Origin of the sequence: Chitinophaga japonensis (genome assembly GCF_007830125.1) — a bacterium.
Classification (GTDB): domain Bacteria; phylum Bacteroidota; class Bacteroidia; order Chitinophagales; family Chitinophagaceae; genus Chitinophaga; species Chitinophaga japonensis.
Genome location: NZ_VLLG01000002.1, coordinates 657,869 through 682,706 on the forward strand (window position 1 = coordinate 657,869; position 24,838 = coordinate 682,706).

Annotated in this window: 13 protein-coding genes; 4 read left to right on the top strand and 9 right to left on the bottom strand. The window is 55.8% G+C overall.

The features are described 5' to 3' along the window. The first annotated feature begins 156 nt into the window (after nucleotides 1-156). The gene (locus tag LX66_RS02540; RefSeq protein WP_145710318.1) at nucleotides 157-1,227 is read left to right on the top strand and encodes a fatty acid desaturase family protein; all 1,071 of its coding nucleotides are present in this window, start codon (nucleotides 157-159) and stop codon (nucleotides 1,225-1,227) included. 100 nt (nucleotides 1,228-1,327) lie between these two features. Here the strand turns inward: LX66_RS02540 and LX66_RS02545 are convergent, their stop codons facing one another. From LX66_RS02545 to LX66_RS02560, 4 genes are all read right to left on the bottom strand, one after another. Continuing rightward, the gene (locus tag LX66_RS02545; RefSeq protein WP_145710319.1) at nucleotides 1,328-2,956 is read right to left on the bottom strand and encodes a RagB/SusD family nutrient uptake outer membrane protein; all 1,629 of its coding nucleotides are present in this window, start codon (nucleotides 2,954-2,956) and stop codon (nucleotides 1,328-1,330) included. Nucleotides 2,957-2,992: 36 nt separating this feature from the next. Beyond that, nucleotides 2,993-6,355 (bottom strand): SusC/RagA family TonB-linked outer membrane protein, encoded by a 3,363-nt coding sequence (locus tag LX66_RS02550; protein ID WP_244620265.1) that lies wholly within the window; start codon nucleotides 6,353-6,355, stop codon nucleotides 2,993-2,995. 161 nt (nucleotides 6,356-6,516) lie between these two features. Then, nucleotides 6,517-7,692: a FecR domain-containing protein gene (locus tag LX66_RS02555; RefSeq protein ID WP_145710320.1), complete on the bottom strand. Its 1,176-nt coding sequence runs from the start codon at nucleotides 7,690-7,692 to the stop codon at nucleotides 6,517-6,519. An 87-nt stretch (nucleotides 7,693-7,779) separates the two neighbouring features. Next, nucleotides 7,780-8,355: an RNA polymerase sigma factor gene (locus LX66_RS02560; protein WP_145710321.1), complete on the bottom strand. Its 576-nt coding sequence runs from the start codon at nucleotides 8,353-8,355 to the stop codon at nucleotides 7,780-7,782. A 202-nt stretch (nucleotides 8,356-8,557) separates the two neighbouring features. Here LX66_RS02560 and fabF point away from each other — a divergent pair, with 202 nt between their 5' ends. Continuing rightward, nucleotides 8,558-9,823 (top strand): beta-ketoacyl-ACP synthase II, encoded by a 1,266-nt coding sequence (fabF, locus tag LX66_RS02565; protein ID WP_145710322.1) that lies wholly within the window; start codon nucleotides 8,558-8,560, stop codon nucleotides 9,821-9,823. 126 nt (nucleotides 9,824-9,949) lie between these two features. Here the strand turns inward: fabF and LX66_RS02570 are convergent, their stop codons facing one another. The 5 genes from LX66_RS02570 to LX66_RS02590 all read right to left on the bottom strand — a co-directional run bounded on the left by LX66_RS02570 (nucleotide 9,950) and on the right by LX66_RS02590 (nucleotide 20,440). Next, the gene (locus tag LX66_RS02570) at nucleotides 9,950-13,414 is read right to left on the bottom strand and encodes a carbohydrate-binding protein (protein ID WP_145710323.1); all 3,465 of its coding nucleotides are present in this window, start codon (nucleotides 13,412-13,414) and stop codon (nucleotides 9,950-9,952) included. Between the two features lie 137 nt (nucleotides 13,415-13,551). Then, the gene (locus tag LX66_RS02575; protein WP_145710324.1) at nucleotides 13,552-15,000 is read right to left on the bottom strand and encodes a RagB/SusD family nutrient uptake outer membrane protein; all 1,449 of its coding nucleotides are present in this window, start codon (nucleotides 14,998-15,000) and stop codon (nucleotides 13,552-13,554) included. Nucleotides 15,001-15,036: 36 nt separating this feature from the next. Continuing rightward, nucleotides 15,037-18,312 carry a TonB-dependent receptor gene (locus LX66_RS02580; RefSeq protein WP_158642511.1) on the bottom strand — a complete coding sequence of 1,092 codons (3,276 nt, stop codon included), beginning with the start codon at nucleotides 18,310-18,312 and terminating at the stop codon, nucleotides 15,037-15,039. A 199-nt stretch (nucleotides 18,313-18,511) separates the two neighbouring features. Then, nucleotides 18,512-19,720 carry a FecR family protein gene (locus LX66_RS02585; RefSeq protein ID WP_145710326.1) on the bottom strand — a complete coding sequence of 403 codons (1,209 nt, stop codon included), beginning with the start codon at nucleotides 19,718-19,720 and terminating at the stop codon, nucleotides 18,512-18,514. 123 nt (nucleotides 19,721-19,843) lie between these two features. Then, nucleotides 19,844-20,440 carry an RNA polymerase sigma factor gene (locus tag LX66_RS02590; protein ID WP_158642512.1) on the bottom strand — a complete coding sequence of 199 codons (597 nt, stop codon included), beginning with the start codon at nucleotides 20,438-20,440 and terminating at the stop codon, nucleotides 19,844-19,846. A gap of 58 nt (nucleotides 20,441-20,498) precedes the next feature. Here LX66_RS02590 and LX66_RS02595 point away from each other — a divergent pair, with 58 nt between their 5' ends. Then, nucleotides 20,499-21,782: a glucuronyl esterase domain-containing protein gene (locus LX66_RS02595; protein ID WP_211365962.1), complete on the top strand. Its 1,284-nt coding sequence runs from the start codon at nucleotides 20,499-20,501 to the stop codon at nucleotides 21,780-21,782. 162 nt (nucleotides 21,783-21,944) lie between these two features. Then, nucleotides 21,945-24,821 carry an excinuclease ABC subunit UvrA gene (gene uvrA, locus LX66_RS02600; RefSeq protein WP_244620266.1) on the top strand — a complete coding sequence of 959 codons (2,877 nt, stop codon included), beginning with the start codon at nucleotides 21,945-21,947 and terminating at the stop codon, nucleotides 24,819-24,821. The last annotated feature ends 17 nt before the right edge of the window (nucleotides 24,822-24,838 follow it).

Here is a 24,838-nt window from a genome sequence, read left to right on the forward strand (position 1 = left end):
CCTGAATGCCCATTCACTTCCTGAAATACGGCTATTCAGGCGGATAAATGGTCTATTTAACGTTTTTTTTACAATTATTACCTGGCAATCACGTTATCTTGTAGGGGACTTATGCGAACGGTCATTACTTGCCTGTACCTCCTTTAAACACTGTTAATGAAGACATTTACCTTACTCACGGACCCTGTTACCACGAAACAGGACCCTATCTTTTCCAGCCTGCAACGTTTTTTCAGATCACTTATCCGGGACGAGCGCGACCTGCCGTTTGTGTACCTGACCTTACGGATCACGCTTACTTTATGGCCGCTGGCCATACTGCTGTATATTCCGGGCGTGAACGAATGGCTATGGTGGGCAGCCGCCATTGTCTACCTGGTGCTGAATAACCTGATCTATAAGGGGCCCTTCGGGCTGATGCTGCACTGCACCAGCCACCGCTGCTTTTTCCTGCGCAAATACAATATCCTGAACCATTACCTGCCCTGGGTGATCGGACCGCTGTTCGGGCAAACACCGGAAACATACTACAGCCACCATATCGGCATGCACCACCCGGAAAACAACATGCCGGACGACGATAGCTGCACCATGTTCTTCCAGCGCGATTCCCTGCGCGGCTTTGCCCGTTACCTGGGCGCTTTCCTGTTTGCGGGTATCTTTCACCTGGCCCGTTACTTCATGCGCAAGCAGCGTAAAAACCTGCTCATACGCTCCGTAAGAGGCGAGTTCCTGTTCATTGCCATGTGCGTGGGCCTCAGCTTTGTGAACTGGCCCGCCACCCTGGTCGTGTTCATCCTGCCCTTCCTGATCTCCCGCGTGATCATGATGCTGGGCAACTGGGCGCAGCATGCGTTCATCAGTGCCGAAGAGCCGGGCAATCCTTACAAGAACAGCATTACCTGCATCAATACCAGCTATAATCACCAGTGCTGGAACGACGGCTATCACATTGCGCACCACCTGAAGCCTTCCCTGCACTGGACGGAATACCCGGTATTTTTCCGGAAAACGCTGGACGACTACGCATCCAACAATGCCATTGTGTTTGACGGCATCCATTACCTGCATGTGTTTGCCTACCTGATGCTCAAACGCTATGACCTGCTGGCAAAACATTTTGTCAATATCGGCAATCGCTTCAGCTCGGACGAGCAGGTAATCACCTTCCTGAAAGAGCGCACCCGCAAGATCCCGGAGCCCGCTTTGCAGGCGGCCGCTGCATGATAACACCAACTTAGTAATACATTACCTGTAAAAGGAAAAGCGCCCGGCAATCCGGGCGCTTTTTTGTTTTGTTGCATGGTTTCCGCTTCCGTATTGCGGATCAAAAGTTGCCTTTGTCTACATCCCACCAAAGCCGGGTGCCGCCATTATCAGCGCCGCCCAGCAACTGAATGCCTTTATTCAGCTCATTCCGGTTGGTATTGTATTCATTCTGCGGATAAGGTAAACGCCTGACCTGTATATCGGTATCAATGGTGCCGCCGCTGTTGTTGTTCACTACCGGGAACAGCTTCGGGTAACCGGTACGGCGGAACTCCGTCCAGGCTTCCTGTCCTTCGGGGAACATGGCGATCCACTTCTGTGTAATAATGCGCTCCAGCTTCTGCTCATTGGTAGCTGCTTCGTCCCATTTGATGGTGATGCCGGAAGGTGCGGGCGCGTTGTTGGCCGCATTCTTCGGATCAGTATAGGCGGCAGGCGTGCTGGTATCGTCATTCACATAATCCGCATCGGGCACGCCCCACTGCGCCAGTGAGGTGTTGACGCCCTGCTCATACAGCGCCTGTGCAGCGCCGCCGGCATTGGCCCAGCCACGCAGGGCGGCCTCGGCGCGCAGGAAGTACACCTCCGCGGCGGTCATCAGTTGTACCGGTGTATTCAGTGTGAAAGAAGGGTTGCTGCCATCCTTCATATTGATGGTAGAATAAGTCTGGTAAGCTGTTTTGATAACGGAGCTGCCTATACGGATACCTACATACTGCGCCGGGAAGGCATCGTCGGTAGACTTGTCCATATACCGGCCAATGCGCGGATCATTATACCCGCTCAGGTAGGCCTGGATGGGGGCGCCGATGTTGATGTCCGTCCAGTTGCGGGCGATGAACACCAGCGGGTTGCTGAAGCCGGCGCCGGACACTTTTACATTCATGTTGCCGGCATTGTCCGTGATCACGCCGCCGGCGGCAGGGTCCAGCGCTTTTTCGGCCTCCGTTCTGGCCAGCGCAGGGTCTGCTTTTACAATATGCATGGCCAGGCGCAGGCGCAGGGAATTAGCCAACTGCAGCCAGTGGGTAAAGTCGCCGTCGTACACCAGGTCCATGGAAGAAAACTGGAAAGGCAACTGCTCCCCGCTGCTGATAAAATTCCGGAGCGTAGCGGCTGCCGCATCCAGTTGGGTGAAAAAGCTGTTGTAAATATCCTGCTGACTGTCATACGGCACGTCAGACCTGGCAGCGCCGGCCTGGCTGTAGGGCAGCGGCCCGTAAATATCCGTAGCCCGGTCCATGGCCATTACCTGCACGATCTGCGCTACGGCCCATACCGCGGGATAGTCCTGGTCCACGCCCAGGCCTTTCAGTTGATTGATATACGCCAGCACATCCAGGTACACCACTTTAAAGGCTTCCCCGTTCCAGCCCGTCACCAGGAAATAATTCAGGTTGGTATTGCCGCCAAAAGGGTTGGCGGACATCATATAACCGGAAAAGCAGTCCGCATTCAGGTTCTGCTGCAACTGGTAGGAGTTGGGATCGCCTCCGTTGGAGAAATTGTAGATGCCCATCTGGATATGCTTCATCAGGGAAGCAATATCCGTGTTCACCGCGGTATTGTCCGTGTTATACGTTTCAAAGTTCTTGGTACAGCTAGCTGCGCCCAGCAGTATCACGCTGGTCAGCAACAGCAGCCGGTATAGCATGGAAGATCTGTATATATAGTTGTTACGTTTCATTGTACTTGTCTTTTTTTTAACTGCAACAATCATTTCCTAGAAAGCGGCATTCAGCGAAAAGCCAAAGCTGCGGGTAGCGGGCGGCATGAAGATGTCCACGCCGGCCAGGCCGTTACCGGTTGACATGGATACTTCCGGGTCAAACGGCGCTTTCTTTGAGAAGTAGACCAGGTTCCTGCCTACCAGTCCTACTTTCAGCCCCTTAATGAAATTATTCTTCAGCGGTATGTTGTAGTTCAGCGCTACTTCGCGCAGGCGCACTACATCCGCGCTATACATGTACTGGCCGGTTACGCCGTTGCGGCCGCCCACGGTTGAATACCATTTTTGCGCGTCCACGGTGCTTACGGGCCTGCCTTCCGGGTCCACGCCATTTACCTGCACGCCGCCCGCATTACGCGCGTCGCCGCTGGCTTTGGATACGCCATATTGATCCAGTAAGGCTTCCGTGATAGACATGACCTTGCCGCCGAACTTGCCATCTACCAGGAAGGAAAGGGACAGGTCCTTGTAGGAGATATTGTTGTTCCAGCCCAGTTGCCAGCGTGTATTGGCATTGCCCAGGTATACCAGGTCGCCGCTCTGCACCATAGGCCTGCCGTCGCCGTCTATCATCACGCGGCCCTGCGCATCGCGCTGCAATACGGTGCCGTATATATCGCCAAAAGCGCCGCCTACGGCGAACTGCGATGCATAGTTGGTGCCGGACTGGCCGCTAAGGGTGAAGTAAGGCACCCGGTCGTCCAGGGCTATTACCTTGTTATCATTGTAGGAATAGTTCAGCGCCGTGTTCCAGCTCAGCTTGTCGCTCTTAAGCACATCGTAGCCCAGCATGACCTCCACGCCCTGGTTCCGGATATTGCCGGCATTGATGTAAAAGGTGTTGTAGAACGTGGCCTGGCTGGCGGCTATTTCCAGCGTCTGGTTCTTGGTGTTGGTCTTATAGAACGTGAAATCAAAGTTCAGGCGGTTGTTGAAGAAACGCCATTCCGTACCCAGCTCCAGGGAGTTGGTGATCTCTGGCTTCAGGGTGGTGAAGGGCGCCCGGGTGTTCAGGCTGGCATTGCCGCCCGCGCCCGGCAGGAAGGCGGCAGGATGGCTCATGTAGCTGTCCGGCGAGTTACCTACCTGCGCAAAGGAGCCTCTTACCTTGGCATAGCTCACCGCTTCCGGCAGCGGCAGGAGGCGGGTCAGGATGAAGTTCAGGCCCACGGAAGGATAGAAATAGTTCATATCCGGGGTAAAGGCCAGGTTGGAAGCCCAGTCGTTCCGCGCGGTCAGGTCCAGGTATACCCAGTCGTCATAGGAAATATTGGCGCTGGCAAATACGGACTGCCACTGGCCGTGCTTTTCCTGGAAAGTACCGGAGTTCAGCGGGTTCAATACCTTAAAGTTCTGGATGGTAAATACGTTCGGCTGGTAAAGCCCGTCCTGCCCGGAAGCAAAATACTCGCCGGTGGTTTTCACATCGCGGATGCTGGTACCTACCAGGCCGTTGATCCGGAACTTGTTCAGCGGGAAATTGAAGTTGGCGATCAAATCTCCGTACTGCTGGGTGTTGACGCTGTTGCGGTAAGTGTAGGCGCCGTTTGGCGGCGCTATCACCGGTTGTGAGCCGTCGTACAGTTTCTGCTCATATACATCATTGATCCGGTCTATGCTGCCGCGTGCCTGTATATTCAGCCAGGGAGCTACATCATAGCGCAGGCTGGCATTCAGCAGTATGCGGTTCCTTTTCAGGGAGTTGGTGTTGCGGTTCACGATCCACCAGGGGTTCTGCTGGATGTCTTCGCTCACGGCCCAGTTCTGCGTCATGCGGCCGGTGGCGGGGTCCAGCACTTCGTAATTATCCTTGTAAGGCCGTATGTCCAGGCCCCGGGGAAAGAGGTACAAGCCGGTGAGCGGGTTGGTGTAGAACCCTGCCAGCGGCGTGTTGTCTATCTGCTGCGTCATGTAGTTCACGTCGGCAGAAGCGGTCAGCTTGTCGTTGAACAGGTGGCCTGTTTCCTTGAAGGTCAGGTTATGGCGGCTCAGCTTATTGCCCGGCTCAATGCCTTTGGCGGCGGTATTGGCGTAGGAGAAGTAAGACTGCGCCTTATCCGTACCTACGGACAGGTTAACGGCATTGGTCCAGTTCTGCCCGGTCTGGTAAAAATCACCCACATTATCGTGCCCGCCGGAAATAGGACTGCCCCAGCTCTGGGTAGAGCCGGTGGCAGTTTGCCCGTAGCTGTCCTGGAACTCCGGCTTGTAAGCCGCTTTGTCTATGGTATAGTTAGAAGATACGTTTACCTGCATGCGCCCGGCCTTCCCGCTCTTGGTGGTGATCAGGATCACGCCGTTGGCGCCCTGGCTGCCGTACAGCGCTGCTGCGGAAGCGCCTTTCAGCACTGAAATGCTTTCAATGTCCTCCGGGTTCAGGTTGGAGATCGGGTCGCCGCCATCGTAGGAAGTACCGCCGCCGTAAGAAGAGTTGGGCTGGTTGGTCACCACGTTATTCATGGGCACCCCGTCAATTACATACAGCGCCTGGTTGCTCTGCAAAGCAGACTTGTTGCCGCGCAGTATCACCTTGGAGGAGCCGCCTACGCCGGAAGCGTTGGTGGAGATGTTCAAACCGGCCACCTTGCCGTTCAGCGTATTTACCAGGTTGGAGGTCTTCACCTTTGTCAGCTCGTCGCCGTCCACCTGCTGGGTGGCGTAGGTGACGGACCTTTCCGATCTTTTTACGCCCAGCGCCGTTACCACTACGATATCCTTCAGCGTGTTCACCGCCTGTTTCAGTACGATGTTCAGGCTCACGGGCGCGTCGCCTACGGTTACCGGCACCTCCTGCTGCTCGTAGCCCAGGTAGGACACGCGCAGGGTATAGGCGCCCGGCGGTATATTGGGAATGGTAAAAGCGCCTGCTTCCGTGGTCTGCGCGCCCTTCTTCAGCTCCTGCAGGTACACCACGGCGCCGAACAGCGGCTCTCCTTTTTCATCCTTCACGGTTCCCTGTATGGTCTGCGGGGGCTTTACGGCCTCGCCGGTCCTGTCCTTTGCCTTGATAATGATGATGTTGCCCGCCACTTCGTAGGTAAGGGGCAGCCCTTTCAGGCAGGTGGTCAGCACCTCATCTACCGTGGCATTCTTAACGTTAATGTCTATAGGTTTCGCCGCTTTTATAAGATTGTTATCATACAGCAGGGAAAAGCCGCTTTGCGCCTGGATGTCGGCAAACACCCGGCTTAAGGGCGCATTTTTTTTGGCCAGGGTGATCCGCTGGGAATACCCTTTTGCGCTAATCTGTAAAATCCCGACCAATAATAATAGTGTAGTCAATTTCATAACCAGGATCAGGTTGGTGGCTGTAAAACGCCGCCATAGCGGCACTTTACAAAGTACCCGTAGTTTCATAACTTTGTTTGGTTTGGTTAATAATGAAAAGTTGTTCAACGCATCTTTCAGGTTTATCCAGACTATCGGCCGGGAGTGTTGCAGCACTTCCGGTTTTTTATGGATGCCCCCTCTTTTGTTTATACTTTATTTTGCTATGCTCTGTTGTGGCTTCATTTATTTCAGGTGGTAACGATCAGCCGGTTGCCCTCCATGCGAAAGCGCACCCCGCTGCTTTCCAGCGCCTTCAGCACATCGGCCAGGTAGGCGGTCCTGGCTATCTTGCCTACAAACTCGAAGTCCTTTACCGGCCCTTCGTACACCACCTCCAGGTCGTACCAGCGGGCTATCTGCCGCATCAGTGCGGGCAGGTCCACCTTATCGAACTGGAAATAACCGTTCTTCCAGGCAATGGCCTGTTCGGTATCGGCCTGCCTTACCAGCTTCATATCCCCGTTCCGGTGCAGGCGGGCCTGCTGGCCGGGCGTTAACTGCAGGGAAGCTGCGCCCTGGCGCATTTTCACAGCGCCCTGCAGCAGGGTGGTCCTCACTTCGTTCTCATCGCGGTAGGCGTTTACGTTAAAGTGCGTGCCCAGCACCTCTACCACGGCATCATTTACCTGCACGCGGAAAGGCTGGTGGTCGTTATGCGCTATTTCAAAGTATCCTTCACCGGTAAGGGTTACGCTCCGCTCCCCGCCGGTGAAGCGGCTGGGAAAGCGCAGGGAGGAAGCGGCATTCAGCCATACCTTGCTGCCATCGGGCAACAGCACCTGGTACTGGCCGCCGGCCGGCGTAGCAATGGTGTTGTAAACGGCTTCGTTCCCGTTGCCGGTAGCCGGCATGCGGTACGCCAACTGCCCGTTGGCCTGCTTGATCACGCGGGTACTGCCCTGGCTTGCCAGCACCCCGTTCTGTGCGCTGTCCAGCACAATGGTGGAGCCGTCGCCCAGGGTGAGCACCGCTTTGTTGCCACCGGGACCGAATACACGGGGCGCTTCCTGTTTTTCCGCCACCGGCGCGGGCTGCGGGCCGGGCTGGCGCAGCCAGTAAATGGCCGCGGCCAGTAGTACCGCGATGGAAGCAGCCGCTACCAGTCTCCTGACGGGAAAAATGTTGCCACTGCGGGGATAAGCGGTATCCGCCTCATCCAGCCGGCTTTCCAGCTCCTGTGCAAAACCGGGAGGTACCGGCGGGTATGCCCTGAAGTCTGCCGGCACATCGCATTGCTGCAGCACCCGGTCAAATTCCGCCGGCGTTACCGTTTGCAGCCAGTCCGTAACGGCAGCCGATTCCGCCGGCGAAGCCTCGCCCCTGGCGTATTTTTCCAGTAATGATATCAGTAGTTGCTGGTCCATAGTTGTGCGTCAGTATATATAAAGACTGCCGCCACTGAAAAACGGACACCTGGAAAGAGAACTTTTTTTAGAAATTTTTAACGCCCCTTATTTAATATGCAGTTGCTGCTTGATAAAATGAATGGAGGCGTAGAGGTGTTTTTTCACCGCGGAGGGGGATATCCGGAAAACGGCGGCTATTTCACTGAGGGACATGCTTTGCTGGGTGCGCATGAAGAAAATGGCGCGTTTACGTGCAGGCAGCCGGGTAATGGCGTCCATGGCGGCTTTGTGGTATTCTTTGTAGATCACCTGCCCCTCTGCGGTATTGCCGTCCGCATCGGGCAATTGCTCCGCGAGGGCCTGTTCCGCCTTTTGCCGGCTGGCCTGCTGCCGCGCCATATCAAACAGCCGGTGCCGGGCCATAATAAAGATATAATCCTCAAAAGAGCGGATCTCTCCCAGTTTTTCCTTTCTTTCCCATACCTTCAGGAAAATGTCCTGCAGGACCTCTTCCGCATCCTTTTGGGAACGGGTGGTGAAGTGCACAAAGCGGTAAAGCGGGGGGAAATAGGTAGTGTACAGCGTGGCAAAGGCGGACCTGTCTCCTGCCGAAGCCTTCAGCAGCAAGTCTTTCTCCTGAGCCATTACACTCCTTTCATTGCCGGCAGCACCTGATAGCATGTTTGATTGAGCAGGTATAAAAAAGGTTCCCCCCCTGAAACCTGTGAAGGTAAATAATATTTCAAAAAAGATGTGGCCACATATATAAATGGCAGCAATTACGGATGGACCCGCTTTTACAATTTTTGGCTTAGCGGCATCATTTTATATTTTATAAGAATAAGTTAACTAAATTTGCGCTCTAATATTTGATTAAACTTCTATGCGTACTATTTCACTAAAAAGGGTTGTTGTTACGGGGTTGGGAGCATTAACACCTATCGGGAATGATGTAAACACTTTTTGGCAGAATATGAAGGCTGGCACCGGTGGTGCGGGCCCTATTACCCGTTTTGACACCACGGAGTTCAAAACCAAGTTTGCCTGTGAGCTGAAGGATTTTGATATAGAAAAGTTCATGGAGAAAAAGGAGGCCCGCAAAATGGACCTCTTTACCCAATATGCAATGGTAGCCGCGCAGGAAGCCATTGAAAATGCCGGTATCCACCTGGAAGGTATTGACAAAACCCGGATCGGTGTGATATGGGCTTCCGGCAACGGCGGTATGCAGACCTTCGAGGACCAGATCGTGGAATTTGCTGCGGGCAACTTCGTACCGAAGTTCAATCCTTTCTTCATTCCCAAGCTGATAGCGGATATTGCCGCCGGCCAGATTGCCATTAAATATGGCTTCATGGGCATCAACTTCTGTACGGTATCTGCCTGCGCTTCTTCCAGCAGCGCCCTGGTAGATGCTTTCAACTATATACGCCTGGGCAAGGCCAATGTGATCGTGGCAGGCGGCTCCGAAGCGCCCATCACCCGCGCCGGTATCGCCGGTTTTAATGCGCTCAAGGCATTGAGCACGCGGAATGAAGATCCCTCCACCGCTTCCCGCCCCTTTGATGCGGAACGCGATGGTTTTGTAATGGGCGAAGGCGCCGGCGCCATCATCCTGGAGGAATACGAGCACGCGGTAAAGAGAGGCGCTACCATTTACGGGGAAATGACCGGCGGCGCCATGACGGCAGATGCCTTCCACCTCACCGCTACCCACCCGGAAGGGCTGGGCGCCAGGCTGGGCATGCAGGACGCGCTGAACGACGCGGAACTGCAGTTGCAGGACGTGGACTATATCAATGCCCACGCTACCTCTACCCCGGTAGGCGATGTGAGCGAGCTGAAAGCCATTACCGGCCTTTTTGGCGACCATGCTGCTGCCTTGAACATCAGCGCTACCAAATCCATGACCGGCCACCTGCTGGGCGCTGCGGGCGCAATAGAGGCCATTGCCTGTATCAAAGCTACCCAGGAGGACATTGTGCCGCCTACCATCAATACGCAGGCGCTGGGCGAAGGCATTCCCACCAACCTGAACCTGACCGTGGGCAAAGCACAGCAACGCACCGTGAACGTAGCCATGAGCAATACCTTCGGTTTTGGCGGGCATAACGCCATCGTGGTGTTCACGAAATTTAAGGGAGAGTAGGGAATGTAAAGTGATAAATGTAAAATATTAAATGTAAAAGTAAATGCAGCGAATAAACCGCTGCATTTACTTTTACATTTGAAATTTAATATTTTAGATTTTACATTTTATATTCTCTCATTTCGCTCATTCATTTTTGATCAGCTTCAGCGTTTCCGTTCCCTCCTTTCCTTCCAGGCGGATGAGGTACATGCCGTTCCTGAGAAAGCCCAGGTCCTTCACGACTCTCCGCTCTCCCGGCTCCACATGCCAGCGCCGGATCACTTTGCCGCTCATATCCAGCAGGGTGATCATTTGATAGTTATGCTCCGGCAGATCGATTGTCACCTGCCCCGCAGCGGGATTGGGGAAGATCACTGTACCGGTTAAGTGCTTCCGGTCCTTGTCCTTTATATGTTTGGTATCCACATAAGCGGCCGCAGTACGGGCCATGCTCATGCCGGAGTCTGCTGCAGGCGGGCAGTTGTCTATACTGAACCAGTTGAACTTCAGGGTGCTGCCCTGCTCTATGTGCACGCCGGTATAGTTCAGTACCGGCAGTGTCATGGTATCTGTAATGGTCTGCCAGGCGCCGCCGGTAGAAGGTATGTTGATGGTGCCGAACCTTTTGCCGCCATGCCCGATCCAGATGCGTACGGGGGCCGTGCTGGATACCCGGAAGCTGACGTTATGCACGCCTGCCACCGGTACGTTGATGGTGTTGTACGAGAACCAGTCACCGGCATACATGTAGGTAAAGTTTTGCCCACCCCCTACATCGGTGCAAGCTTCCAGTACAGGACGGGTAGAGCGGTCGGTGAAGCTCTCCGCTTCGTATTTAATATTCACAGAGCAGAGATAGTCCGTTGTTACCGCAGCGCTGGCCGTAATGTTACCCGCCGTGGCGGTTACGGTACAGGCGCCCGGCGCTTTATTGGCTGTGAGCAGGCCCGTGCTGCTGATGGTATAGCTGGTATCACTCACGGTCCATACCGGTGTTACAGGCATTACATAATCTTCCTGGTCGTAGCCGGTAACGGTAAACTGCTGCCTGCCTCCCACCTGCATAACTGCCGGGTCCGGGCTGATGGTCATGCGCGTCAATACAGGCACTGGCGCTACCGTTACACTGGCCGTACCTGTTACTCCTTCAGCGGTCGCTTTTACCAGTCCTGTGCAGGTCTTATTGCCGGCTGTGAACAGGCCGTTCGCATTAATGCTGCTTTTCTTGACCGTAGTGGACCATACCGGTGTGATCGCCATTACGCTGTTATCTGCGGCGTAACCGGCTGCTTTGAACTGCTGCGTAGCGCCACTGATCAGCCGTACACTGTCCGGTGTTACCGTGATGTAAGACAGGTTTACGGAATCTGCATGCACAAACTGTAGCCAGTTAAAGTTCCACCCGGATGCATTGGAGCGGATGCGGATGGTCTGGTTACCGGCGGCCAGGTAAATGGGCGCGGAAGTAACGGTGATCCATTGCTGCCATCCGCCGCTGGCCGGCAGGGGCACCGTAGTGAGCGTAACAGTGTCTAACATTACGCGCAAGCTGGTGGCATAGTCCATTGCTACGCGGAACTGTACCCGGTAATTGCCGGAATCCGGCACTGTAATGTCATATTCCATCCAGGTGCCGGAGCCGATGTAGCTGATGTTCAGCCCGCCGCCTGCATCGGAGGTAGGTTCCGTACAGCAGGCATTGGCATTGTCAAAGGCTTCGGCCTGTATTTTGGCCGGTATGGGTTTGTAGTTGGTAGGCCGTACGGTAACATAGGCACTACCGGAAACGGTTACACTATCCACGGTAGCGGTGGCGGTCACCACACCGGAAGCCTGTACGGTGGCCAGTCCATCCGCCGTAATGGTACTGCCCGCCCCGCTGATGCTCCATACCGGGTTAATGGCCATTACATGCCCGTTCTGGTCATAGGCTACCGCCTTATATTGCTGGGTGGCGCCTGCCAGGAACGACTGGTCTGCCGGTGTTACCACGATGGTGTCCAGCACGGGTGTGCCCAGCCCTTTCTGGTACACGCGCACGTAATCCACCATCATGCTGTCCGGCCAGTCCGCTTCCGTAATAGCGCCGCCCATACCGCCGCCAATGGCCACGTTCAGGATGATATGGAATTTCTGGTCAAAGGGCCAGTCCTTCCAGTCCGTATAGGGGTTCAGGTAAGTCAGCACATGCGCGCTGTCAAAAGTAAAACGCAGGGAATCCGGCGTCCATTCGACCGCGTATACGTGGAAAGCGGTGGCCGCATCCGGTATCTGTTTGATGCCGGACACCTGGCCGCCATTGGTCCAGTTGTGGCTTTCCGTATGCACGGTGGACAGCACGGTGCCCAGGTTATTGCCTACATGCTCCATAATGTCGATCTCGCCGCTTTTGGGCCAGCCGCCATACACGCTGGAGGTGGGCATCATCCAGATGGCAGGCCAGGAGCCGCGCGCCCTGGGCAGTTTGGCCTTTACTTCCACACGGCCGTAGAGGAAATCCATCTTGCCCTGGGAGATCAGCCGCCCGGAGGACCAGGGCTGGGTGGAATCGCCGTTGGGATAGTCCTTCTTGCCTTTGATGACCAGGTAACCGTCCTCCACCCGTATGTTATCGTGCGTGGTATCTGTGTACACCTGCTGCTCCCCGTTGATCCACCCCTTGGGCTTGGGGTCTACCTTCCATTTGGCAGGGTCCGGCAGGCGGCCGCTGCCGTTAAACTCATCGCCATATATCATGGTCCAGGCGGGATTGCCTTCAAATATCACTTTCCCTTTTGCAATGTACTGGCCGGCATTGGCGTTCGCTACTTCCTGCGGGGCCACCACCATTTCCAGGGTAGTGCGGGAATACACCACGGGAGAATTGCCGCTGAGTATAATGTGCGCGGTGGTATCATCCACACGCTGCACACTGTCTATGCTTACGCCGGCGGGCAGGTTGGTAGCGGTCCAGTTGGCGGTGGTAAGCGTATCGCTGAACACGCCGCCAAACATATGGGCCTTTATTACGGCGCCGTGCTCCTGCCCCATGGCAATGGAGGTATCGGCCAGCCGGACACCTACGGGATTGGGTGCGCGCACCAGGTCAAAATACAGGATGCCGTTGGCCTTTTTACCGTCTATGTAATGCACTTCAATACGGTCAAAATCGGTACGGTCTTTCACGCTCTGGAAATTGTAGGTGGCTTCCTCCCAGTGATTGACGCGGCTTACCTTGTAGGTAAAGTATACCGCCTTGGAATAATCGGTGCCGGGTTGCAGCTTGAACATGATCTCGTCCGTCGTGCTGCTGTACACCAGCATTTTGAACTCGCTGCCGGAAGCCAGGTCAAACGGTTCCGTGAGCTGGCAGGAGGCCCCCATCCATTCAAAGCAGGTGGTGTCCTTCACGAATTTAGCGACCAGGGAGCTGGTGTTCACCCCGGAGGGATTGGGATTGGGCACGCCAAACTCCACACCGCCGGTAGCGTTCTCCCCCGCATAGAAGGTCCACCGGCCGGAGCCGATGCCATTGCCTTCCATGTCGTCTACCAGCAGGTACTGCGCATTCAAATGATTACTTAACAGTAAACCGAACAACAGGATAATAAGTGTTGAGATTTTCTTCATAACGATCGGGTTTAGGAATTTACAAAAGGGTCTGTCGGTTATGCCAGCCGGTCATTGTGTCTTAAAATGGTCCGAAATGGAGCGGCATTGGTGCATGCCGCTCCATCATTATTTCCGTGGAATATATGGCTATGGTATTACAGGTTCGGGTTGATCAGGGCATCATTGCCCGGTACAGGCATCCAGTATTTTTCTTCCGTGATGGCGCCGGAGGGCTGCAGGTCGTCCGGGTCCTTATCCGCATTGGCGGCTGCTACCTGCTCCAGGCGCACCAGGTCGAACCAGCGGTTCCATTCGCCGGCAAACTCCCAGCTCCGCTCCGCTACTACGGCATCCGCAAAGGCAGCGCCAGACAGGCCTGCCGGCAGCTCATCCAGGCCGGCACGGCTGCGCACCGCGTTAACAGCCGTATAGGCTTCGGCGTTAGGCGTACCGGCCGCCCGGGCCTGTGCTTCTGCATAGATCAGCAGCACATGCGCGTAGCGGATCATGATCACGGGAGTGTTGGACATATAGGTATAGGGATTGCCGGACTGTATCCTGAATTTTTTATAGTAGGGATGTTTGGTGCTTACCTGCTGCCAGGGAATGGTATCGCCGTTCACCACGAATTCCGTGGAGAAGGTGGCGTCCTTCCGGGGGCCGGCCGGGAAATTGCGAAAGAAGTTCAGCTCCGGGAAAAAATCGCTCCAGCCGCCTTCATTTTCCGGCATGGTGGACAGCCCGTAAAAGGAATTGTAGGTAGACCATTGCCCGCGGGTAAAGAGGGTGAACACATCCTCCACGGTGCCGCCGGCAAATATTTTCAGGAAGCCATCCTGGTACAGGTCAAAACCGTAGGCGCCCTTGTTGTCGATCACCTCTTTGGCCTTGGCGGCGGCCAGTGCGTATTTGGATGCATCTTTCAGCGGCCAGCCGGCTTCTGTAAGGTATACATCCGCCAGCAGCGCTTTTACAGAACCTTTGTTGGGACGGCCGGGGTCACGCTTCTCATTGCTCACCCATTGCTCGGCCATGGCCAGGTCCTCTTCTATCAGTTTATACACGGCTGCGGGCTCGCTTTTCTGCAGCTCCAGCAGGTCAGGAGAGTATACTTCCGTAGGGATCACCGGCACCGCGCCCCAGAGGCGGGTAAGCCAGTAATAGCACAGGGCGCGCAGGAAATAAGCTTCGCCTACTATTTCGTGGATCTCTTCTTCGGTGCCATCCTGCACGGCATCATAATTATTGATGATGTTGGTGGTGGATTGTATGGTCTTGTAGCAGCCCAGCCAGATAGGCGTCATACGGCTGTTGAGGGAGGATACATTAAAGCGGTCAAACTCCCGGAACTCTTCCTTATTGGAGCCGGGATGCGTGGTAAGATCATCCGCGCCCATGGTCATGGCGATCTGCGATACCGTGGTGAAACCGCTTTCCCAGGGCACCATCAGGCTGCCGTAAGCGCCGGTGAGCGCGGCTTCCAGCCCTGCCATATTACTGAGGGCGGCGGTACCGGCGACCAGGCCTTTCGGGTCTTCGGTCAGTTGTTTGCTGCAGGCGCCCAGCAGGAACAGTGCAATAACGAGATATATTTTCTTCTGCATAGGAATCCAGTTTTTTATAACGTTTGGTTTGCTGTTTTAAAAGCTGAGCGTAATACCGCCCGTATAGGTTTTGGCGTTAGGATAGGAGCCGAAGTCGATCCCCTGCCGGATATCGCCGGCGGATGAATTGGCTTCCGGGTCTATACCGCTATAATCCGTAATGGTCAAAAGGTTGGTGGCGCTCACGAACAGCTTGACGCCCACCACGTTCTTCAGCTTTGATTTAGGGATATCATAGGACAGGCTCACATTCTTCAGGCGCAGGAAATCCGCTTTTTCCAGAAAGCGGGTGGACTGCGTAAAGTTCCGGTTGGTGCTGCTGAAGGCCGGGATGTCGGAAGTTTCGTTCACCCCGGGAATGTAGCGGTCCAGGATGTCCACATGGGTGGCTTCCCGCGCATCGCCGCCGTGGTACATGGCCGCAGCTTTGTTGTAGTTCAGCTTGTCGAAACCGAACAGGCCCTGGAAGAACAGGTTCAGTGTCCAGGAACGGAAGCTCACCGTATTGTTCCAGCCTATGGAAGTGCGGGGCATGCCGGTGCCGATCACGCCATAGTCGTCTGCATCTATTACGTTGTCGCCATTCAGGTCCAGGTAGCGCGCATCGCCGGGCACGGCGCCGTATTCAGCAGCCTTGGCATCCCCCGGTTTCCAGGTGCCCAGGTAGGTGAGGCCCCAGATGGCGCCCAGCGGCTGGCCGGGCATCACCACGAATTCTGACTGTGGCGACATACCGCCGCCGATCCGGCGGTTGTTGGGATCAAAGATGCGCTGGCTGCTGGAGCCGATGGAGGTTACCTCGTTGCGCAGGAAAGAGAAATTGAGCCAGGTGTTCCAGGTTACCGGCCCGCGGTCGATCACCTTGCCCTCTATGGCCAGCTCCCAGCCCTTGTTCTGCACAGCGCCTACGTTGCGCGTAATGGTATTGCCGCCCAGGTACAGGGGCAGCTTCTCATTCAGCAGCAGGTCGCGCGTGTCCTTGATGAAATAATCGGCAGTAATGGAAAGGCGGTCCCGCAGCAACCCGATCTCTATACCGGCGTCCTTCTGCTCCGTGGTTTCCCACTGCAGGTCAGGGTTGCCGATATTACCCAGCACAATGCCGTTCAGGAAAGTAGAATTGGTGAACGAAGCGATCCTGCGGGAATAGGAAGAGAAGGTGCTGTAAGGCCCTACGCCTTCACTGCCCGTAAGGCCCCAGCTTGCACGCAGCTTCAGGTAGCTGAGCACCTGCTGCCCCTTCAGGAAGGGCTCTTCGGTGAGCACCCATCCTGCAGAAACGGAAGGGAAATAGCTGAAGCGGTTGTTCTCCCGGAACTTGGAAGACCCATCGCGGCGCAGCGCGGCAGATACCAGGTACTTGTCCCGGTAAGCATAGTTAGCGCGGCCTACCAGGGAGAACAACGCCCATTTGGAGTAGCCGGAAGACGGGCTGCCGGGCGTACCCAGGCCCAGGTTGTCCCATTTAAAATGCTCGTAGGTGAGATTGGAGGTGCCCACCTGTGTAAAATTATACGTGGACTGCTGGTACTCCATCACTGCGGTAAGATCTATGGCATGGCCACCATTAAAGGCTTTATGATAATTGAGCGTATTGGTGTTCTGCAAACGGATCTCCTTGTTGTTGCGCACATTGGTGGTGGCGGTGCCGGAGTTCACCACCTTGCCGCCAAAGCTGCGGTCCTCGTACTGCAGGTAGTTGGCGCCATATTGCAGGTTCAGGGACAGGCCGGGCAGCAGCTCAAAGCGGAAGCCGCCGATAGCATTGGCCAGCATGCGGTCCTTTACCGCCAGTTGCTCGGTAGTGAGTGCCACGGGGTTGAAGAACACGGAGCTCACCGGGTCTGCCGCTGTGTACCTGCCGGCGGCATCGCGCACCGGTACCGTAGGCGACCAGGTAATGGCCTGCGCCAGCGGGCTGTGCGGCCCGTCGGCCGGGATGTCTATATTCTGCGCCTTGCTGTAGGAGCCGGTAATGTTCAGGAAAGTGGAGATCCGGTCCGTTAGTTTTGAATGGATGTTGGAGCGCAGGGTATAGCGCTTGTAGAAAGAGTTATTGATCACACCTTCCTGGTCCAGGTAGTTGCCGGAAATGAAATAGCCGGACTTGTCGTTACCACCGGAGAGGCTTAACATGTACTCCTGCGCCATGGCCTGCCGGAATATTTCATCCTGCCAGTCCGTGCCGCCTTTTGCACGAAAATCCGCCACCTCTTCCGTCGTAAAGGGCGGAGTGGTGCCGGTGGCCACAGCGTGCGCGTTGGCCGTTTCCGCAAAATCGCCCGCATTCAGCAGGTCCAGCTTTTTGATGACCTGCGAGCTGGAGAAACGGGAGGTGAAGTTCACCTTCAGCCCGTCCTTGCTGCCTTTGCGGGTGGTGATAATGATCACGCCGTTGGCGCCGCGGCTGCCGTAAATGGCGGTGGCGGAAGCGTCTTTCAGCACCTGTATGCTGGCGATATCATCGGGGTTGATGGAAAAGAACTCCGCCCCTACAAAACCGTCCACCACGTACAGCGGACCGTTGTCGCCATTGATGGAGTTGGCGCCGCGGATGCGGATACGCACGCTGCCACCGGGAGAGCCGGCCGCATTGGTCACCTGCACCCCGGCCACGCGGCCCTGCAGCACCTGGTCCAGCCGGTTCACCGGCTGATCCTGGAACTCCTTGCCGGACACGGAGCTGATGGCGTTGGTGAGGGAGCCTTTCTTTTGCTCACCGTACCCCACTACTACCAGCTCGTTCAGGCCGGAAGCCTGCGCCTCCAGCACTATGGGAATATCCGTTCTGCCGTTTACGGATACTTCCTTTGTATTATAACCGATGGATGAAATAAGCAGTATGGCATTACCTTCCGGTATGCTGATGGTGTAGCGCCCGTCCACGTCTGTCACTACGCCGGTGCTGGTGCCTTTTACCTGTATGGTCACGCCGGGCAGCGGCTGGCCCTTTTCATCTGTCACGCGGCCGGTCACCGTAACATCCGCCGGTGGCGGAACCGGCATTGCTGCCGTTACGGGCCGCCGCTTCACGATCACGATCCTGTTATCGATGGTGTAGGTGAGCGGCTGGTTGCGGAAGCACAGCTCCAGCACTTCGGACAGCGGGGCGTCCTTTACATCCAGCGTTACCCTGGCGGCGCCGGACAGTTGCTCGTCCGTATACAGGAAGTAATAGCCCGTCTGTTTCCGTATCTCTTTGAAGATACGCTCCAGGGAACTGTGCTGTCGGGATAGGGTGACGGTTTGCGCATGCCCGCCTGCATGTACCTGCAGGAAGGCTATGGTGATCAAAAGCGCCGTTAATTTCATGATCCGTACCGTTTTTGATAATCGCGGAATTCGTTTCCGGCAAGGGGCATGGAGCCTTGCCGCGCTTTGGGAAAAAAGCGTCAATTGCATACTTTTGTATCGTTTAGGTAAATAAGGAATAATTGCTGAACCGATTGTTTTTTATAACCTGGGCTGGCCGGGAGTGGTGCGAACACTTCCGGTTTTTTATTAAGCGATTTTATGGTGACACAATGATCTTGTTGCCGTTGATGCTGAACTGCACTTCTCCTGTCATCTCCATCATTTTCAACACCTGGGATAAAGGTACGTTCCGCGGAATGACGCCCCTGAAGTGCGCGGGCACTGCCCCGCGGTATTCCACTTCTACATTATACCAGCGGGCCAGCATGCGCATGGCGGCGCGGATATCCTGTCCTTCAAATTGAATAAACCCGTTCTTCCAGGCTACGGCTTCTTCTGTATTGGCATGCTGCAGTACATCCAGGCTGCCGTTTGCCCGGTGCACGCGCGCCTGCTGCCCGGGCTGCAGGCGCCGGCTGCTGCCTTCCCGGCTCACTTTTATCGCGCCTTCCAGCAGGGTGGTTTTCAGGATGTCTTCATCATCATAGGCCATGATGTTGAAATGCGTGCCCAGTACTTCCACTTCCATTTCTTTTGTGTGGATGCGGAAAGGCTGGTCTGCATCTTTCGCCACTTCAAAATAGGCTTCGCCGCTCAACTGCACGCGGCGCTCCGGGCCGGCAAAGCTGGTAGGGTAGCGCAGGCTGCTGGAGGCATTGAGCCATACCTGGGTGCCGTCCGGCAGTGCAATGCGGAACTGCCCGCCCCTGAGCGTGGTAATGGTATTATACAGCAGCGCGCCATTAGCGGCGTTGCCGGCAGCACGGTAGGCCAGGCGGCCGCTATCCAGTTTAATAATGCGGGTATTGCCCTGCTGCGCCAGGGGGCCGGAACCGGCACTGTCCAGCGGTATCTGCGTACCATCCGCCAGCGTAAGCATGGCCCGGTTGCTGCCGGGCGCCACATCGTTATGGAAAGGTTGGATAGCCACAGGAGCCGGTGCACGAACAGGACGGCGTTGCCACAACTGCCAGCCCGCAACGCTGAGCAACACGGCCAGGGCGGCAGCGGCAGCCCAGCGCCAGCGCCGCCAGGGCTGTACAGTCCTGACGGGCACAGACGCGGTCTCTTGTGCTTTTGGATGATCTGACGACAATATTCTACCGGCGATGTTGTCCCAATAATCCCTGTCATAAGCCATCTCCTCCGGGGGGAGCGCAGCTTTTAGCTGCTGTTCTATTTCCCGGGTCAGGCTGCCGGTATGGTCTGCTTTCAGCAAACCGGCCAGTTCTTCCAGTTCAGCATCGGTGGCCGAATGGTTTGTTACCTGGTGCAGCAGGTACGCCAGGCGTTCGTGGATATTCAATATCGTAAGTATTTGTTTTGCTATCTGTTTTTCAGAACGCGGTTCTCGTTATTAACGATAGTCCCCGTCCTAACAGACGCGCAACTTTTCATTCAGGACCTATGCGGGGAAAAAAATTTTTTTTCAGGGCTTCAGCAGCCACAGCACCAGCAGCGGGAAGAAGTGCCCGGACTGCTCGATGCGCTTGCGGATGGTTTGCAGGGAACGCACCAGGGAGTTCTTTACGGTATGGGGGGAGAGCGCCAGCTCGCGCGCTATTTCCGGTATGCGCAGCCCTTTCTCGCGGCTGAGCAGGTAAATGCGCCGGGCCTGCGGGGGCAGTTGGCGCACCACTTCCCCTACCAGCCGGGTCAACTGTGCATAGGCCAGGGCCTCTTCCGTGGTGTTGCGCATTTCATGCGTGGCCTGCCGCAACGCGATCACGTCCATGGCTTTGGTATGCACCGCCTGCCGGCGCAGGTAGGAAAAAGACTGGTAGAACACGATGCGCAGCAGCCAGGAACGGGGATTTTCAATGGTATCCAGCTTATCGCGGCTGAGCCACAGGCGGAGAAAGGTTTCCTGTATAATATCCTCCGCAACCGCGGCGTTTTTAGTAATATGCATGATCAGCGGGCGCAGTTCCGGCACGTACCTGTGAAAGAACAGGCGGAAAGCTGTTTCGTCCCCTTCTGCTATCAGCCGGAACAGGTCATTATCGGTGTATGACTGATCATGCATGTTGGAACTAAAATAGTTAATAATTGATAATCCCTGCAAATTTCCTATCTTTCTCATTATGTTGCCCATATTCCGTTTATCCACGTGTATAGCGCTGTGCTGCCTGCTTGGTGGCCCTGTCCTGACCGCGCAGCAGAAGGAAGTGAACCTGTCGGAAGCTAACGTACCGGCCTATACGCTGCCTGACCCGCTGCGCATGGCCAACGGCAAAACCGTGACCACCGCAAAGCAGTGGAGAGAAGTGCAGCGGCCCTACATTTACCACCTGTTTGAGACCAATGTATACGGGCGCTTTCCCCGCACACGTACCCAAATGACGTACAAAACCACCCATACGGATGTGCAGGCGCTGGACGGGCTGGCCACCTGCAAGCAGGTGACCCTGTACCTGGAGCAGGCAGACACCAGCGCCCAACTGCACCTGCTGCTGTACCTGCCCAACAAGGCGCGGGGACGGGTGCCGCTGTTCCTGGGCATGAATTTCTATGGCAACCAGTCTGTTATCAACGATCCCTCCATTCCTATCACTCCCGGCTATACCGTGACCGGTCCTGGTATTGTAGACCACCGCGCTACAGCAGCCTCCCGCGGATCGCAGGCTTCCCAGTGGCCGGTGCGGGACATTGTAAGCCGCGGCTACGGGCTGGCTACCTTCTTTTACGGGGAGGTGGAGGCCGATAAGGCGGATGGCTGGGAGACCGGCATCCGCAGCCGGCTCAAGGATGTGCTGCACATACAGCCGCATGAGTGGAGCGCCATGGGCGTATGGGCCTGGGCATTATGCCGGGCGCTGGACTACCTGCAGCAGGACCCCGCGGTAGACCCGCGGCAGGTGATACTCATCGGGCATTCCCGCCTGGGCAAGGCCGCCCTCTGGGCCGGCGCCAGCGATCCCCGCTTTGCCATGGTCATTTCCAATGAATCCGGCGAGGGCGGGGCGGCCCTGTCCAAAAGATGGTACGGGGAAACCGTTGCGGTGATTACCCGCGTCTTCCCGCACTGGTTCAGCCCTGTATATAAAACCTATGCGCACAATACCGACGCCCTGCCGGTAGACCAGCACATGCTGCTGGCGCTGATAGCGCCCCGGCCCCTGTACGTGGCCAGCGCCGCCGGCGACCAGTGGTCGGACCCCAAAGGAGAATTCCTGAGCGCAAAAAACGCCGAACCGGTATACCGCCTCTTCGGCAAACGGGGGCTGGGCAATGCCGGTTTCCCCAGTGTACAGCGCCCCACCGGGGAATTTGTCCGCTACCATATCCGCTCCGGCAAGCACGATGTAACCGCCTATGACTGGGAGCAATACCTGCAGTTTGCCGGCAAGCACTGCTCGTTACCTTAAGAGCATGTAAAATGATAAGTGTAAAATTTCGAATGTAAAAGTTGGTGGAAGTGCACAACAAGGCAGCAAAGTGCCGTTAAAACATATCAACCAACTTTTACATTTTACATTTAGAATTTTACATTTTACATTTACAAAGTCCGGGAACCCGGACTTATGCTTATGTCAAAAAAGAAGAATGCATCGGTTCCTGCCGTGCAGGCCACTGCGGATGACAATATTGCAGTTTTCGGCGCGCGGGAGCATAACCTGAAGAATCTGGACCTGCAGTTGCCCAAGAACAAGCTGGTGGTGATCACCGGCATCAGCGGCAGCGGAAAATCATCCCTGGCTTTTGATACCATTTATGCGGAAGGACAGCGGCGGTACATGGAAAGTTTCTCCGCCTATGCCCGCCAGTTCATCGGCGATATGGAACGGCCGGATGTGGACAAGATCACGGGCCTTTCGCCGGTGATCTCCATTGAGCAGAAGACCACCAACAAGAATCCCCGCTCCACCGTAGGCACCATCACTGAAATATATGATTTCCTGCGCCTGCTGTACGCGCGCATTGGTGTTGCTTATTCCTATAACACCGGCAAGCGCATGACGCGCTTCTCCGAAGAGGAGATACTGGCCCACCTGTTCAAATACTACGCAAAGAAAAAGCTGGTGATACTGGCCCCCCTGGTACGCGGGCGCAAGGGCCACTACCGCGAGCTGTTTGAGCAGATGCGCAAGCAGGGCTACCTGAAAGTACGGGTGGACGGCGAGATACAGGACCTGAAAGAGCGCATGCAGGTAGACCGCTACAAGATACATGACATAGAACTGGTGATAGACCGCATACAGGTGCAGGACGATGCCCGCGCCCGCATCGGGCAGAGCGTGCAGAAAGCCCTGCTGATGGGCAAGGGGCTGCTGTTTGTTATGGACAATGATACCGGCAAGGTAAGCCAGTACAGCAAGCAGCTCATGTGCGAGGATACCGGCCTCTCCTACGAGGAGCCTTCGCCCAACACCTTTTCCTTTAACTCCCCCTACGGCGCCTGCCCGCGCTGCAAGGGCCTGGGCACCATCTACCAGATCAATATGGACGAGGTGATACCGGACTACGCCGTTTCCATTAACGACGGCGGCCTGGTGCCCCTGGGCGAAGCGCGGGACACCTTCACCTTCAAACAGGTGCAGCAACTGGCCCGCAAATACAAGTTCTCCCTTTCCGCGCCCATTGCCGACATCCCGCAAAAAGCGCTGAATGTGCTGCTGTTCGGCGACGAGAACGGCAAGCTGGAAGTGGATATGGACTTTGAGAGCAACGGCAACGGCGCCTACGCTACGGAATATGAAGGCGTGGTGAACATGGTGCGCCGCTATTTCAACGACTCCTCTTCCGACTACGTGCGCAACTGGGCCGAAGGCTTCATGCAGCTCAGCACCTGCCCGGAATGTAACGGCGCCCGGCTGAAAAAGGAAAGCCTGCACTTCCGCGTGGATGAAAAGAACATTGCGGAGCTGGGAGAAATGGACCTGGACAAGCTGCACGGCTGGTTCAGCGGCATTGAAAAAAGGCTGGACAACAAGCAGAACACCATTGCCAAAGACATCCTCAAGGAAATACGCGAAAGGCTGCAGTTCCTGCTGAACGTGGGCCTGAGCTACCTGACGCTGAACCGCCCCACCCGCACCCTCAGCGGCGGCGAATCGCAGCGTATCCGCCTGGCCACCCAGATAGGGTCGCAACTGATGGGCATCACCTACATCCTGGACGAGCCCAGCATCGGCCTGCACCAGCGCGATAACATGCAACTGATAGAAGCCCTGCAGCGGCTCCGGGAAATGGGCAATACCGTGATTGTGGTAGAGCACGATAAAGATATTATGCTGCACGCGGACCACCTGGTGGACATCGGCCCCGGGGCCGGCGTACACGGCGGGCGGATCATCGCCCAGGGCACGCCCCAACAGGTGCTGCAACTGAACACACCCACTGCCGGCTACCTGAACGGCAAGCGGGAAATAGCCGTACCGGCGGAAAGACGCAAGGGCAACGGCAAATCCCTGGAGCTGAAAGGCGCTACGGGCAACAACCTGAAGAATGTGAACGTAAAGCTGCCCCTGGGCGCCTTTATCTGCGTGACCGGCGTATCCGGCAGCGGCAAGTCCACATTGATCAATGAAACGCTGTATCCTATCCTCTCCCGGCACGCGTATAATTCCAAGCTGGTGCCCATGCCTTATAAAAGCGTCAAAGGCCTGGAAAATATCGACAAGGTGATCGAGATAGACCAGTCGCCCATCGGGCGCACGCCGCGCAGCAACCCGGCCACTTACTGCGGCTTCTTTACGGACATCCGCCAGTTGTTTGCACAGGTGCCGGAAGCCAAGATCAGGGGCTATAATGCCGGACGTTTCTCCTTTAATGTAAAGAGCGGCCGCTGCGACGTGTGCGAAGGCGGCGGCATGCGCGTGATAGAAATGAACTTCCTGCCGGACGTGTACGTGCACTGCGAAAAGTGCAACGGCCGCCGGTATAACCGCGAAACACTGGAAATACGTTATAAAGGCAAGTCCATTTCCGATGTGCTGGACATGACGGTAGACGAGGCGGTGGAGTTCTTCCAGCCGGTGAGCTACATTTACCGGAAAATAAAGACCTTGCAGGATGTGGGACTGGGCTACATCACCCTGGGCCAGTCTGCGGTTACCCTTTCCGGCGGCGAGGCCCAGCGCGTAAAGCTGGCCACGGAACTGTCCAAGAAAGATACCGGCAAAACCATTTATATTCTTGACGAGCCTACCACCGGCCTGCACTTCCAGGATATACAACTGCTGCTGAACGTGCTGAACAAGCTGGTGGACCGGGGCAATACCGTGCTGGTGATCGAGCATAACCTGGACGTGATAAAAATGGCGGACCACATCATTGACCTGGGACCGGAAGGCGGCGCCGGCGGCGGCACTATTCTCTGCACCGGCACCCCGGAGGCTGTGAGCGATTGCGCAGAAAGCCATACCGCCCGCTTTCTGAGGAAAGAATTAACAATTAATAATTAACAGTTAATAATGAATAA

Coding starts and splice junctions, on each gene's coding strand:
- LX66_RS02540 (WP_145710318.1), top strand. CDS start 157: ATGAAGACATTTACCTTACTCACGGACCCTGTTACCACGAAACAGGAC.
- LX66_RS02545 (WP_145710319.1), bottom strand. CDS start 2,956: ATGAAACGTAACAACTATATATACAGATCTTCCATGCTATACCGGCTG.
- LX66_RS02550 (WP_244620265.1), bottom strand. CDS start 6,355: ATGAAACTACGGGTACTTTGTAAAGTGCCGCTATGGCGGCGTTTTACA.
- LX66_RS02555 (WP_145710320.1), bottom strand. CDS start 7,692: ATGGACCAGCAACTACTGATATCATTACTGGAAAAATACGCCAGGGGC.
- LX66_RS02560 (WP_145710321.1), bottom strand. CDS start 8,355: ATGCTATCAGGTGCTGCCGGCAATGAAAGGAGTGTAATGGCTCAGGAG.
- fabF (WP_145710322.1), top strand. CDS start 8,558: ATGCGTACTATTTCACTAAAAAGGGTTGTTGTTACGGGGTTGGGAGCA.
- LX66_RS02570 (WP_145710323.1), bottom strand. CDS start 13,414: ATGAAGAAAATCTCAACACTTATTATCCTGTTGTTCGGTTTACTGTTA.
- LX66_RS02575 (WP_145710324.1), bottom strand. CDS start 15,000: ATGCAGAAGAAAATATATCTCGTTATTGCACTGTTCCTGCTGGGCGCC.
- LX66_RS02580 (WP_158642511.1), bottom strand. CDS start 18,312: ATGAAATTAACGGCGCTTTTGATCACCATAGCCTTCCTGCAGGTACAT.
- LX66_RS02590 (WP_158642512.1), bottom strand. CDS start 20,440: ATGCATGATCAGTCATACACCGATAATGACCTGTTCCGGCTGATAGCA.
- LX66_RS02595 (WP_211365962.1), top strand. CDS start 20,499: ATGTTGCCCATATTCCGTTTATCCACGTGTATAGCGCTGTGCTGCCTG.
- uvrA (WP_244620266.1), top strand. CDS start 21,945: ATGTCAAAAAAGAAGAATGCATCGGTTCCTGCCGTGCAGGCCACTGCG.